Origin of the sequence: Ectothiorhodospira sp. 9100, assembly GCF_022227565.1 — a bacterium.
In the GTDB taxonomy this organism is placed as follows: Bacteria; Pseudomonadota; Gammaproteobacteria; order Ectothiorhodospirales; family Ectothiorhodospiraceae; genus Ectothiorhodospira; species Ectothiorhodospira marina.
Map to the genome: position 1 here is coordinate 11,787 of NZ_JAJNAN010000018.1, position 14,001 is coordinate 25,787.

The window sequence follows — 14,001 nt, forward strand, 5'->3', positions numbered from 1 at the left end:
AGTTAAGGGATAAGTTGTGGGCGCTTCAAGTGCCTGCAGGCGGTGTGAGCGAGGTTTCAGGGCGGGAGACCTGGGGGCGCTCGAGTGGGCGGATACTGCCCCAAGCATGACAGCCTGGACAATGCCAGAAATGGTTACGGGACTGAAAACCACAACGTACACAGCCAAATTGGGGCCGTTCCCGCAAAAAGGCTTCCAGGGCACGTGCAACCTTATCCAGCGCATCGTTATCACCGGCCTCGCCCCGCGCCGACATGATGAGCAGGTATTCCTTCACCAGCCGCAAAGGGACGCGGTCTCGGCCCATCTCCTCAGTCAACAACTGATCCAGCGGCTCCCGCTGGTCCCGGTTGTGAAGCAGGCGCACCAGCGCCAGCGCCGATCCCACCGAGGTGTCATTCTCGCGCACCGACTGCAGAAAACTCTCGTAGCCCTGGGTATCACCCAACGTCTGGAATGCATCCCGGGCCTGATCCAGTACCAGCGGGACAAACCCGGCATCCTGTCGCATGACCCGGCTATAGTGCTCGATGGCCAGGTGCGGGTGATTTTCTTCACGCGCCAGGTCACCCATGAGGATGCTGGCCCGCGCACAGTGCTGGTCAAAGCTCAGCGCCCTGCGAGCGCAACGCCCCGCTTCAGCGCCATCCCCTCGTGCACGCGCCAACTCACCCAATTCACAATGGTAGTGTGCGATGCGACGGTTTTGGGGTTCACTGGAGAATTCGCAGAGCTGTTCGCTGGCCCATATCGCCTGGGGCCAGTCCTTCTCCTGCTCATAGAGGGATCGTAGACGCTTGTACGCCTCTGCCTGGAGATAGCCCAGCCCGACCAGTTCCTTGAACAGGTGTTCCGCCTGATCCAGCACGCCGGCCTTCATGTAGTCACGCCCAAGCTCCATCAGGGCGTTGGCCCGCTGGGCCGGTTCGAGACTGGGGCGTTCCATGAGGTTCTGGTGTATCCGGATGGCCCGGTCCACCTCGCCACGTCGACGGAATAGACTGCCCAGAATCAGGTGAGTCTCGACCGTTTCCGGATCGACCTCCACCATATCGATGAACACCTCCAGGGCACGATCCGACTGCTCACTGAGCAGGTAATTGAGACCCTGGATGTATTCGGAAGAAAAAGCAGCGCTCCGCCCCGGGGTATCAGCCCCCTGCTGGGTACGTCGCGCTGCCAGCCATCCCGAAGCCGCTGCTACCGGGAGCAGCAGCCACAGGAGTTCGAGCATGCAGGCTTACACCTTACCGCTACTGGGCAACTGGCGCAGTCTGGCGATCTCGTCTTCGGCACGCTTGCAGCGCTTGCGCATCTGGCGCACTTCACGGCCTCGACTCATCACCATACCAGACGTGGCCAACCCCCCAAGGACGGCCCCCAGCAGAAGACTCACGAACACCACGATGGACAGGGGCACCTGGTAGGTTTCCAGGTACAGGTTGACACCCACGTCCCCCGCGTTAATGACCGTGAAGCTGGCTCCCAGCACAACGGCTACGATAACAAACAAGATAAGTATCAATCGACTCATGGGCTGCATTCCCGATTGTGGACATTGGTTGTTGCCACGTCAGCGGATCGCCACCTTGTCAGGCTTTTCCGGCTCGTTCACCCGCTCCCGCAGTTCCTTTCCAGGCTTGAAATGGGGCACGTACTTCCCGGGAAGAGACACCGTCTCCCCCGTTTTCGGATTGCGCCCCACCCGCGGCGGGCGGAAGTGTAAGGAAAAACTTCCGAAACCACGGATTTCGATGCGATCCCCAGTCGCCAAGGCCTGGCTCATCTGTTCGAGGATGGTCTTCACAGACAGCTCGACATCTTTGTACGCGAGATGGCTTTGTTTGCGAGCTAGTATATCGATGAGTTCCGATTTCGTCATCGTTCTGCCCTGTTGCACGTTACACCACCATGACAATCCCTGGCTGGTTCGCCGGGTGCCCTCGAGCGCGGAGTCAGAGGCCCGATGGAGCCCTCCCTGGCTCCAGCGTGCTTGGTGCCCTCCCGATTACTTCTTGTCTGAATCGTTGCCGGCCAGTTGTTCCTTGAGGATATCGCCCAAGGAGGTGGTAGCGACCGAAGAACTGCTGTAGTCCTGCATCATTTCCTGCTCTTCGTCGGTTTCCTTGGCCTTGATGGACAGGCTCACGGTGCGGTTCTTGCGATCCACGCCAACGAACTTGGCGTCGATCTGGTCACCCACATTGAGCATGGTCCGGGCATCCTCGACACGATCCCGCGAGAGTTCAGAGGCACGCAGCACACCGTCCACGCCGTCACCCAGATCAATGATGGCCGCCTTGGCGTCCACTTCCTTGATCACGCCCTTCACGATACTACCCTTGCTGTGTTCAGCCACAAAGTTGGAGAAGGGATCCTTGTCCAGCTGCTTCAGGCCCAGGGAGATGCGCTCGCGCTCGGGATCCACGGACAGAACCACGGCGTCGATCTCCTCGCCCTTGCGGAAGTTGCGCACGGCTTCTTCGCCAGGCATGTTCCAGGACAGGTCGGACAGGTGAACCAGTCCGTCGATGCCACCATCCAGGCCCACGAAGATACCGAAGTCCGTAATGGACTTGATCACGCCGGTGACCTTCTCGCCCTTGTTGTGCATGGCGGCGAATTCGTCCCAGGGATTGGGCTGGCACTGCTTCATGCCCAGGGAGATCCGGCGACGTTCCTCGTCGATGTCGAGGATCATCACCTCCACTTCCTCGCCCACGGTCACCACCTTGGCGGGGTTGACGTTCTTGTTGGTCCAGTCCATCTCGGAGACGTGCACCAGACCCTCGACGCCGTCTTCCACTTCCACGAAGCAGCCGTAATCGGTGATGTTGGTGATCTTGCCGAACAGGCGGGTGCCCACAGGGTAACGGCGGGTGATGTTCTCCCACGGATCCTCACCCAGTTGCTTGAGGCCCAGGGAAACACGGTTGCGCTCGCGATCGAACTTGAGCACCTTGACGTTGATTTCGTCACCAATGTTGACCACTTCGGAAGGGTGCTTGACCCGCTTCCAGGCCATGTCGGTGATGTGCAGCAGGCCGTCGATACCACCCAGATCCAGGAACGCACCGTAGTCGGTGAGGTTCTTGACGATACCGGTGAGCATCATGCCTTCCTGCAGGTTCTGCAGCAGGGCCTCGCGCTCGGCGCTGTATTCCTTCTCCACCACGGCGCGGCGGGATACCACGACGTTGTTGCGGCGACGGTCCAGCTTGATGAGCTTGAATTCCAGTTCCTTGCCTTCCAGATAGGCGGTGTCGCGCACGGGGCGAACGTCCACCAGCGAGCCGGGAAGGAATGCACGGATATCGCCCAGTTCGACAGTAAAGCCGCCCTTGACCTTGCCGCTGATCATGCCGGAGATGGTCTCGTCCTTCTCCATGGCTTCTTCCAGGCGTTCCCAGGCCTTGGCACGCTTGGCCTTCTCGCGGGACATGCGGGTCTCGCCGAAGCCGTCTTCGGGCGTTTCCAGGGCGACTTCCACTTCGTCACCCACCTGGATTTCGACTTCTCCCTTGTCGTTGTAGAACTGCTCGATCGGAATCACACCTTCGGATTTCAGACCGGCGTTCACCACAACCATGTCGTTGCGGATATCGATGACGGTGCCGTGGAGGATGGAGCCGGGCCGCATCTGGGTGCTGGCCATGCTCTCCTCGAGCATTTGCGCGAAACTTTCTGTCATGGGTTAGTTGAACCTGCAATGATTAAGGTCTGCAATCAGTCCCTTTGCAAACCGGTTGTTTTTAAAAGATCCCTGGCCTACCTGCCGGGGACGGTACTTAAGCCGCGCTTGGCTGCCAATGAGAGTATCTCATCGAGCACCGCGTCGATGCTCATGTGGGTGGAGTCCACCTCGACAGCATCTTCCGCCGGTTTGAGCGGAGCCACAACCCGCTCTGTATCACGCCGGTCACGCTCGGCAAGCTCGTCTAAAAGGGACTGAAGGTTAGCACTAAGTCCTTGTTCCATCAACTGCTTGTAACGTCTCTGGGCACGCTCTTCACGACTGGCTGTAAGAAAGACCTTTAACTGCGCGTCGGGAAAGATAACCGTTCCCATGTCGCGGCCATCAGCCACCAATCCGGGCGCCACGCGAAAGTCCCGCTGACGGGCCAGCAGGGCCTCGCGCACTGGTGGCAGCGCCGCCACCTGGGAGGCGGCATCACCACAGGCCTCGGTGCGCAACTCCGAGGACACGCGCTGCCCGTCCAGGAAGACTCCCGGGCCCTCCGCCCCCCCGGCATCGAAATGCACATCCAGGTTGCGGGCCAGGTCGAACAGGGCTTCGGCATCATCCAGGGGCAAGGCACGACGCAGCGCAGCCAGGGCGACCAGGCGATACAAGGCGCCGCTATCAAGAAAACCCCAGCCCAGCCTGTTGGCCACCTGGCGACTGATGGTGCCCTTGCCCGAACCGCTCGGCCCGTCCACGGTGATGACAGGCACACTCATGCCCCACCCTCCTGCTGTTGAATATTCTGCTGTTGAATATGAAGCCCCATGCGCGCCGCCAGGTCCACGAACCCAGGGAATGAAGTGTTCACGTTGGCACAGTGAAGTATCCGGATGGGCGCCTGAGCCCGCAGGCCCGCCATCGCAAAGGACATGGCCACCCGGTGATCACCATGACTGTTCACGGTGCCGCCGGTGAACGACCCGCCCTCAATGACGATACCATCGGGCGTGGGCCGGGCCTGGATACCCAGGGTGTTCAGACCTTCGGCCATCACCTGAATCCGGTCGCTCTCCTTGACCCGCAATTCCTCGGCATCCGTGAGCACGGTTTCGCCCTGGGCACAGGCTGCGGCCACGAACAGCGCCGGAAATTCATCAATGGCCAGGGGCACCATCTCCGGGGGAATACGCACACCCTGCAATGGGGCCGACCGCACCAGCAGATCGGCCACCGGCTCGCCCCCCACCTCGCGGGGGTTCTCCACCTGGATATGGGCCCCCATGAGCCTGAGGATATCGATGATGCCGGTGCGCGTGGGATTCATGCCCACGTGTTCCAGTCGCAACTGGCAATCCGCAGCGATACTGGCCCCCACCAGGAAAAAGGCGGCCGAGGAGATATCTGCCGGGACATCGATCGCCCCGCCCTGAAGTTGCCCTCCCCCGCGCAGGCACACACAGCCGTCGTGACGCTGCACTCGATAACCGAAACCGGACAGCATGCGTTCGGTATGGTCGCGGGTGGGGGCCGGCTCGGTCACGCAGGTCTGCCCCTGGGCATACAGTCCTGCCAGCAACAGGCTGGACTTCACCTGGGCACTGGCGATCGGCATGCGGTAGTCCACACCCTGAAGTGATGCCCTCCCCTGGATGTGCAGCGGCGGCGTACCCTCATCACTGGTACGGATGCGGGCGCCCATGCGGGCCAGGGGCTCGGTCACCCGGCGCATGGGGCGGCGCGTCAACGAGGCATCACCGGTCAGGATGGAGTCAAAGGCCTGCCCGGAGAGCAGGCCGGCCATCAGGCGCATGGAGGTTCCGGAATTCCCCACGTCCAGAGGGCCCTCGGGGGCCTTGAGGCCATGAAGACCGACACCGCTCACATGGACCTCCCCGTGTTCGGGGCCCTTGATCTCCACCCCCATGGCACGGAAGGCCTTCAACGTCGCCAGGCAGTCTTCACCCTCGAGGAATCCGGTGATGCGGGTGTCTCCCTCGGCAAGGGCCCCGAGCATGATGGCACGATGGGAGATGGACTTGTCCCCCGGCACCCTGCAACAGCCCTGCAACCGGCCGCCCGGCTCCACCCGCAGTGTCACATCCTGTGGGTCAGTCATGCTTGTTCTCCTCCGCGGCGGCTCACCCCGGTCATGTCGGGCATATCAGGTCGCCCTCGGTCGTGAAAACTGAATGGATCATGGATCCTGCCATTATGGGCAGAAACGGTCACGGGCACCCTTGGCACGGTGAAAGATCTCCAGCAAGACATCACCATCGCCCGCTTCGATGGCCCGGGTAATCATGCCCAGATCATCCTGGTAGCGCCCCATCACCTTGAGGATGGCCTCGCGATTGGCCAGGCAGATGTCCCGCCACATGATCGGGTCGCTGGAAGCAATCCGGGTGAAATCCCGAAAACCGCCGGCGGCATAACGGAAGATCTCCTCCCGTTCGCCCATGCGTGCCAGGCTGTCCACCAGACCAAAGGCCAGCAGATGAGGTAGATGGCTGGTGGCGGCCAGGACCTCGTCGTGGTGCTCCACGGACATGGTCTCCACCACTGCACCCGCCTCTTCCCACATGGTTCGTACCCGGGCCAGGGCGCCCAGATCGGTGGTCTCCAGGGGGGTAAGGATCACTCGTCGCTCATGGAACAGGGTGGGAAAGGCCGCCGACACGCCGCTTTTCTCGGTACCCGCGATGGGATGCCCGGGGACGAACCCCAGGGGCATTTCGCCGAACCCCTCGCGCACCGCTTCAACGACACTGGCCTTGGCGCTGCCCACATCCGTGAGGGAGGCATCCGGGGCCAGATGACCGCGGATGGCCTCGCACACACCGCGCATGGCCCCAAGTGGTACGGCCAGCACCACCATATCCGCACCCTTCACGGCCTCGACCGGGTCCAGGGTGTAGCGATCGATGACACCGAGTTCCTTGGCCTCCCGCAGATGATTTTCCGAACGGGAGCAACCCACCACTTCCTGGCAGGTGCCCGCAGCTCGAAGCGCCAGGGACAGTGAGCCTCCGATGAGGCCCACCCCGAATATGGTCAGACGACGAATCACCGGTTCAGTACCTGGTCCAGGGCGTCAATGAAACGCCGGTTCTCATGGGCGCGCCCCACGGTGACGCGCAGATGCTGAGGCAAGCCGTAGCCGCCCACGGGCCGGACGATCACCCCCTGGTGAAGCAACGCCTGGTAGACGGGCTCAGCGTCGCTCCCCACATCCACACAGATGAAATTACCGACGGAAGGGATGTAACCCAAGCCACGCTCATTGAAGGCCTGAGTGAGTTGCGCCAGCCCCTCACGGTTCACCTGCACGGACTGATGCACATGGGCCTCGTCATCCAGGGCTTCCAGGGCGGCGGCCTGGGCCAGACTGTTGGTGTTGAAGGGCTGGCGCACCCGGTTGAGGATATCCGCCACCTGCGGATGAGATACAGCATAGCCCATGCGCAGTCCGGCAAGACCGTGAATCTTGGAAAAGGTCCGGGTCACGATCAGATTGGGGAATTCGCTCAGCCATCGCGTGGTATCCGGATAGTCCTGCTCCTCCACATACTCGCAATAGGCTTCGTCGACCACCACCAGGGTATCGGCCGGCTGGGCGGCAATGAAATCATGCAGACTCTCACCATCGACCCAGGTCCCCGTGGGATTATTGGGGTTGGCCACGAAAATCACGCGGGTGGACTCGTTCACCTGATCCGCCATGGCGGAGAGATCATGCCCCCAGGGCATGGCATGGTCCGGTGCATTCGCGGCCGCCACGCGGGCCTCCGCGCCCACGGCCTGCACGGCCAGGGGGTACACGGCAAAGGCGTGAGCGGAGAATACCGCGCTGCGACCCGGTGCCAGATAGGCGCGAGCAATGAGCTCCAGCACGTCATTGGAGCCATTGCCCAGGGTGATGCATTCCGCCTCCACGCTCAGCTTTTCCGCCAGGCGGCTACGCAGGGCAAAGCCATTGCCATCCGGGTATTGCGCCAACTGATCCAGCAGACTTCCCAGGGCCTGCACAGCGCGAGGACTGGGGCCCAGGGGATTCTCATTGGAGGCCAGCTTGATGCTCTCGGAGATGCCCAACTCCCGCTCAAGCTCTTCCACCGGCTTGCCGGGCTGATAGGGCATCAGCTTTTGCACCCCGGCGTTAGCCAGGGCCTGAAAATCACAACTCATACTCTCTCCTGATGATGTCGATGAGAACCCCTTCCCCTGGGAGCGATCTGGCTACCGATGGCCAGAACTAAAGCACTGCCTTGGGATAGGAGCCCAGCACCTTCACCAACTCCGCCGCCTCCCGCAGTTCGTCCAGCGCCTTGGATACCGGCGCCTCGGCTGTATGTCCGACGATGTCGATGAAGAAGACATACTCCCAGTTCACACATTGGGACGGACGGGATTCAATGCGTGTCAGACTGACGTCGTTATTGGCAAAGGGTGACAAAAGCGCAAACAGGGAGCCCGGACGATTGCGCGCGGACAGTAGCAGCGTGGTCTTGTCATGACCTGATGGCCCGCTTGAACGTGGCCCGATCACCAAAAAACGCGTGGTATTGTCGGGGGAGTCCTCGATATTGGCAGAGAGCACACCCAGGCCATACAACTCCGCCGCCGCCTCGCTGGCAATGGCCGCGGTACCCGGTTCGCGAGCCGAACGCCGCGCGGCCTCGGCATTGCTGCTCACGGCAACGCGCTCGGCGTGGCCCAGGCGCGCGTCCAGCCATTCCCGGCACTGAGCCAGTGACTGCTGATGGGAGTACACCCGCTCCACCTGAGCCAGGTCCCTCTCAGCAGACAGCAGATGGTGATGAATCCGCAGTTCCACTTCACCGCAGATACTCAAGGGAGACTGCATGAAGCGATCCAGGGTGTGCGTGACCACGCCTTCGGTGGAGTTCTCTATCGGCACCACACCATAGTGTGCGGTGCCCGATTCCACTTCCCGGAAGACCTCATCGATGGCACTCATGGCCACGGTCTTGACGGAATGGCCAAAATGCTTCAATGCCGCTGCCTGGGTAAAGGTGCCCTCTGGACCCAGGAAGGCCACCGACAACTGCTGTTCCAGGGCCAGACAGGCAGACATGATTTCCCTGAACAGACGGGTCATCTCCTCGCTGTCCAGAGGGCCAGGATTGGACTGATGAATGCGGCGAAGCACCTGGGCTTCGCGCTCCGGCCGATAGAACTCCGCCTGGGCATCGGCCTCCCGCTTGATACGGGCGACTTCCTGGGCACAGGCGGCACGATCGCTGATCAGCGCCATGATCTGCGCATCCAGCGAATCAATACGCTGACGGATATCAGCGAGCGTTGTCTCGTCCCCGGCACTCATCAATCAACCTGCCCCGCCGTTTCGGCCCTGTTAGAGGACGCGCACACGCAACACGCCATCAATACCCGCGATACCCCGCGCAGCTTCCTCATCAATCTCATCCTCCACATCGATGAGATTGTAGGCAATGCCATTGCGGGATTCATTCATCATGTGAACGATGTTGATATCGCTCTGGCCCAGCACATGGGAGATCTGCCCCACCATATCCGGGCGGTTGCGGTTCATCACGGCCAGACGCGCCTTGCCCGCGCGCGGCAGCATGATCTCGGGCAGATTCACCGAATTGCGCACGTTGCCGTTCTCCAGGTAATCCCGCAACTGCTCTCCCACCATGACGGCACAATTCTCTTCCGCCTCACGGGTGGACGCGCCCAGGTGCGGCAGTGCAATCACCTTGTCCTGCCCCTTCAGACCGTTGCTGGGGAAATCGCATACATAGGCGTGCAACTGCCCCGAGGCCAGCGCCGCCAGCACCGCCTGCTCGTCGACGATGGCATCCCGGGCAAAATTGAGGACCACGGAACCGCGCTTCATGTTGTGCAGGCGATCACTATTGATCAGGTGGCGGGTATAGTCGTTGAGGGGCACATGGAAGGTGACCATATCGCAGCGGCTGAGCAGATCATCCACGCTCACCGCCTGTTCCACCGCAGCGTCCAGCTGCCAGGCACGGTTCACGGTCATGTGGGGATCGTAGCCCACTACCCGCATGCCCAGGGCGCGAGCCGCGTTCGCGACCTGAACGCCGATGGCCCCCAGACCCACCACACCCAGGGTGCGGCTGGGCAACTCGAAGCCGGCATACTGTTTCTTGCCCGCCTCCACCTGTTTGTGCACACCGGCATCGTCCCCTTCCAGGTGCCGGGCATAATCCCAGGCCTGACAGATATTGCGCGCTGCCAGCAGCATCCCTGCCAACACCATTTCCTTGACGGCATTGGCATTGGCACCCGGCGCATTGAATACCGCCACGCCCCGCTCGCTCATGGCATCAATGGGTATGTTGTTCACGCCGGCACCAGCGCGCCCCACCGCCTTGAGGCTGGTCGGGATCTCCATGTCATGCATGTTGGCCGAGCGCACCATGATGGCATCGGGCTGCGACATCTCCGAGGCCACTTCATAGTGCTCGTGACCGAACTGGTCCAGGCCCTTGGGGGAAATATTATTGAGCGTGAGAATCTTGTACATGTCAGGCCTTGCGCTGTTCGAAGTCCACCATGAATTCCACCAGGGCATCCACGCCCGCCTCCGGCATGGCGTTGTAGATGCTGGCGCGCATGCCGCCCACGGAACGGTGCCCCTTGAGGGTGGTCAAGCCTGCCTGCTCGGCCTCCTTGAGGAATAGACCATCCAGTTCAGCATCCGCCAGGGTAAAGGGCACATTCATCAGTGAGCGGGCCGACACCTCCACCGGGTTGTGATAGAAGGCAGAGTTATCGATGGCGGTATAGAGCTTCTCCGCCTTGCGGCGATTGATCTGTTCCATGGCCTCCAGACCACCCAACTCCTTGAGCCACTGAAAGACCAGACCCGCCAGGTACCAGCCATAGGTGGGCGGGGTATTGGACATGGAATCCGCATCCGCCTGGATCTTGTAATCCAGGATGCTGGGCAGGCCCGGCATGGGATCACCCATCAGGTCATCCCGAACGATGACCAGAGTCAGACCGGCAGGGCCGATATTCTTCTGGGCACCAGCGTAAATCACGCCATATTTCGAGACATCGATGGGGCGGGAGAGGATATTCGAGGACATATCCGCCACCAGCGGCACATCACCCGTCTCGGGCACCCAATGGAACTCCACTCCACCAATGGTCTCATTGGGGGTGTAATGCAGGTAGGCTGCCTCAGGGTTGCATTGCCAGGTCTCGAAGGCGGGGATATGCGTGAAGTTGTCCCCTTCACTGGTGGCCACCACGCTCACATCCGCATATTTCTTGGCTTCGGAGATGGCCTTCTTGGACCAGGAACCGGTGTTCACGTAATCCACCTGCTTCTTGCCTCGCAGCAGGTTCATGGGGACAGCAGCAAACTGACCCGACGCACCGCCCTGGAGGAACAGGACCTTGTAATTGTCCGGCACCTTGAGCAGGTCACGCACATCCTGTTCCGCCTGGGCGGCAATGGACACGAAGGCCTTGCCGCGGTGACTCATTTCCATCACCGACATGCCGGTGCCATTCCAGTCGAGCATTTCCGCGCGGGCGCGCTCCAGCACCGGTTCGGGGAGCACGGCGGGGCCGGCGCTGAAGTTATAAACACGTGTCATGTTTCACTCCTGGTTTGGATCACGGACAGATTGATTTCGCGGGAATCAGGTCAGGAGGCGTCATCCGGGGATGATTCGCCGTCTTCGGCATCGTCGCTGCTGTCATCGCCGCTCTCGTTATCGTCGCCATTGAGGCCCTCGACCCGCGCCAGTTCTACCAGCTTTTCATCATCGGCAAGGCGTATCAGGCGCACGCCCTGGGTATTGCGCCCCAGGACCGGGATATCGCCGATCGGCGTGCGCACGAGGGTGCCACCATTGGTAATGAGCATGACCTGATCGTCGTCTCCCACCAGCGTGGCCCCCACCACCGCACCGTTGCGGCCTCCCGTCTGAATGGCGATCACGCCCTGGCCGCCTCGACCATGGAGGGGGAATTCCTCCGGCGAGGTGCGCTTGCCATAGCCATTCTCGGTCGCGATCAGGATGTTGCCCTGGTCAACAATGATCAAGGAAATCACCTGCTGATCCGAGCCCAGGCGCACGCCACGCACGCCGCTGGCCGTCCGCCCCATGGCCCGCACGGTGTCCTCGCTGAACCGCACCGCCTTGCCGGCGGAACTGAGCAGCATGACATCCTGGTGCCCGTCGGTGACCTTCACATCCACCAGCCAGTCGTCCTCGCGCAGGCCCACGGCGATGATGCCGTTGGAACGCGGACGGGAAAAGTCCACCAAAGGCGTCTTCTTGACGATGCCGCTGCTGGTGGCCATGAACACATACATGTCCTCCCGATACTCCCGCACCGGCAGGATGGCGTTGATGCGCTCCCCCTCTTCCAGGGGCAGCAGGTTCACCATGGGCCGTCCACGAGCGGCACGACTCCCCATGGGCAGTTCATATACCTTGAGCCAGTAGGCCTTGCCGCGGCTGGAGAAGCACAGGATGGTATCGTGGGTATTGGCCACCACCAGACGATCGATGAAGTCCTCGTCACGGAAGGTGGTGGCGGTCTTACCCCGCCCACCGCGCTTTTGCGCCCGGTAGGCTGTCAGGGGCTGGTACTTGGCATAACCGGCATGGGAGAGCGTGACCACCACGTCTTCCTCGGTGATCAGGTCTTCCAGGGTAAGATCCACATGATTGCTGAGGATCTCGGTGCGGCGGGTATCACCATACTGATCGCGCATGGCGACCAACTCCTCGCGAATCACCTCCATCAGGCGCCCAGGGCTGGACAGGATCTCCAGCAACTCCTCGATCCGCCCCAGCAATTCACGGTATTCGTTGACAATCTTATCCTGTTCAAGACCGGTCAGGCGGTGCAGTCGCAGGTCGAGAATGGCCTGTGCCTGCGCCTCGGAAAGCCGATAGCCCCCTTCCTGCAATCCGAACTCGCTGGCCAGCTCCTCGGGTCGCGATGCCCAGGCACCGGCACGATCCAGCATGTCCTGCACCACACCTGGGGCCCAGAGACGCCCCAACAATCCTTCCTTGGCCTCCGCCGGACTGCCGGAGGTCTTGATCAGGGCAATGATCTCGTCGATATTGGCCAGAGCCACAGCCAGGCCTTCCAGCACATGGGCCCGCTCACGGGCCTTGCGCAGTTCGAAGATGGTTCGGCGGGTGACCACTTCGCGCCGATGGCGCAAAAAGGCCTCCAGAATCTGCTTCAGATCCAGTAAGCGCGGCTGCCCGTCCACCAGGGCCACCATGTTGATGCCGAAAACATTCTGCATCTGGGTGTGCAGATAGAGATTGTTGAGCACCACCTCAGGGACTTCGCCGCGCTTGAGCTCCACCACCATGCGCATGCCATCCTTGTCGGACTCGTCCCGCAGTTCGCTGATGCCCTCCAGCTTCTTGTCCTTCACCAGTTCAGCAATGCGCTCCAGAAGGCGGGCCTTGTTCACCTGATACGGCAGTTCCGTCACCACGATACTGTTACGCCCGGTGGACTCGTCGGTCTCCACATGGGAACGGGCCCGCACATGGATACGCCCGCGTCCGGTGCGATACGCCTCGTGGATGCCCCGGTCGCCATTGATGATGCCGGCCGTGGGAAAATCCGGGCCCGGTATGTATTCCATCAGGCCTTCCACGCCCAGATCCGGGGTGTCGATGAGCGCCACACACGCGTTGACCACCTCGGTGAGGCCGTGCGGCGGAATATTGGTGGCCATGCCCACGGCAATACCGGCCGACCCATTGATCAGCAGATTGGGCAGCTGGGTGGGGAAAACGGAGGGCTCGGTCTCGGAACCGTCGTAGTTATCGACAAAGTCCACCGTCTCCTTGTCGATGTCCGCCAGCAGTTCATGGGCGATCCGCGCCATGCGCACTTCCGTGTATCGCATGGCTGCCGGGGCGTCACCGTCCACCGAGCCGAAGTTGCCCTGTCCATCCACCAGCATGTAGCGCATGGAAAAGGGTTGAGCCATGCGCACGATGGTGTCGTACACGGCCGAGTCCCCATGGGGGTGGTATTTACCGATGACATCACCCACCACACGGGCGGACTTCTTGTACGGCTTATTCCAATCGTTGCCCAGCACGCGCATGGCGTACAACACCCGACGGTGCACCGGTTTAAGCCCGTCGCGCACGTCCGGAAGCGCTCGACCGATGATGACGCTCATGGCGTAGTCCAGATAGGACTGACGCATCTCGTCTTCCAGGTTGACGGGCAGGATTTCTTTGGCGAATTCGACCATTCAGTCTCGGGGCGCTGTGGTTGACATGGAAGGACTGAAA

The 14,001-nt window shown here is 61.4% G+C and carries 12 protein-coding genes; all 12 read right to left on the reverse strand.

Translation table 11 applies throughout. The features are described from left to right. Positions 1–25: 25 nt before the first annotated feature. Complete coding sequence (gene lapB, locus LPW29_RS07530) at positions 26–1,234, reverse strand: lipopolysaccharide assembly protein LapB (protein ID WP_238627507.1); 1,209 nt, start codon at positions 1,232–1,234, stop codon at positions 26–28. A gap of 6 nt (positions 1,235–1,240) precedes the next feature. Beyond that, the gene (locus tag LPW29_RS07535) at positions 1,241–1,513 is read right to left on the reverse strand and encodes a lipopolysaccharide assembly protein LapA domain-containing protein (RefSeq protein ID WP_238627508.1); all 273 of its coding nucleotides are present in this window, start codon (positions 1,511–1,513) and stop codon (positions 1,241–1,243) included. A gap of 60 nt (positions 1,514–1,573) precedes the next feature. Then, the gene (locus LPW29_RS07540) at positions 1,574–1,900 is read right to left on the reverse strand and encodes an integration host factor subunit beta (protein ID WP_158407551.1); all 327 of its coding nucleotides are present in this window, start codon (positions 1,898–1,900) and stop codon (positions 1,574–1,576) included. Between the two features lie 108 nt (positions 1,901–2,008). Then, complete coding sequence (gene rpsA / locus LPW29_RS07545) at positions 2,009–3,691, reverse strand: 30S ribosomal protein S1 (protein ID WP_090250404.1); 1,683 nt, start codon at positions 3,689–3,691, stop codon at positions 2,009–2,011. Between the two features lie 77 nt (positions 3,692–3,768). After that, a complete protein-coding gene (gene cmk, locus LPW29_RS07550; protein WP_238627509.1) occupies positions 3,769–4,461 on the reverse strand; it encodes a (d)CMP kinase in 693 nt (230 codons plus the stop codon). Beyond that, on the reverse strand, positions 4,458–5,801 hold the full coding sequence (aroA, locus tag LPW29_RS07555) for a 3-phosphoshikimate 1-carboxyvinyltransferase (protein WP_238627510.1): 1,344 nt from the start codon (positions 5,799–5,801) through the stop codon (positions 4,458–4,460). Before aroA ends, cmk begins: the two co-directional genes overlap by 4 nt. A gap of 93 nt (positions 5,802–5,894) precedes the next feature. Next, entirely contained in the window at positions 5,895–6,752 is an 858-nt protein-coding gene (locus LPW29_RS07560) for a prephenate dehydrogenase (RefSeq protein WP_090250396.1), read from the reverse strand. Then, on the reverse strand, positions 6,749–7,870 hold the full coding sequence (gene hisC / locus LPW29_RS07565) for a histidinol-phosphate transaminase (RefSeq protein ID WP_238627511.1): 1,122 nt from the start codon (positions 7,868–7,870) through the stop codon (positions 6,749–6,751). The genes LPW29_RS07560 and hisC overlap by 4 nt, the downstream gene beginning before the upstream one ends. A 67-nt stretch (positions 7,871–7,937) precedes the next feature. Beyond that, the gene (pheA, locus tag LPW29_RS07570; protein ID WP_238627512.1) at positions 7,938–9,029 is read right to left on the reverse strand and encodes a prephenate dehydratase; all 1,092 of its coding nucleotides are present in this window, start codon (positions 9,027–9,029) and stop codon (positions 7,938–7,940) included. Positions 9,030–9,059: 30 nt separating this feature from the next. Continuing rightward, complete coding sequence (locus tag LPW29_RS07575; protein WP_238627513.1) at positions 9,060–10,223, reverse strand: phosphoglycerate dehydrogenase; 1,164 nt, start codon at positions 10,221–10,223, stop codon at positions 9,060–9,062. A 1-nt stretch (position 10,224) separates the two neighbouring features. Continuing rightward, positions 10,225–11,307, reverse strand: coding sequence for a 3-phosphoserine/phosphohydroxythreonine transaminase (gene serC / locus LPW29_RS07580; protein ID WP_090250386.1), 1,083 nt, complete (start codon positions 11,305–11,307; stop codon positions 10,225–10,227). 50 nt (positions 11,308–11,357) lie between these two features. Continuing rightward, positions 11,358–13,961: a DNA gyrase subunit A gene (gyrA, locus tag LPW29_RS07585; RefSeq protein WP_238627514.1), complete on the reverse strand. Its 2,604-nt coding sequence runs from the start codon at positions 13,959–13,961 to the stop codon at positions 11,358–11,360. Positions 13,962–14,001: the final 40 nt, after the last annotated feature.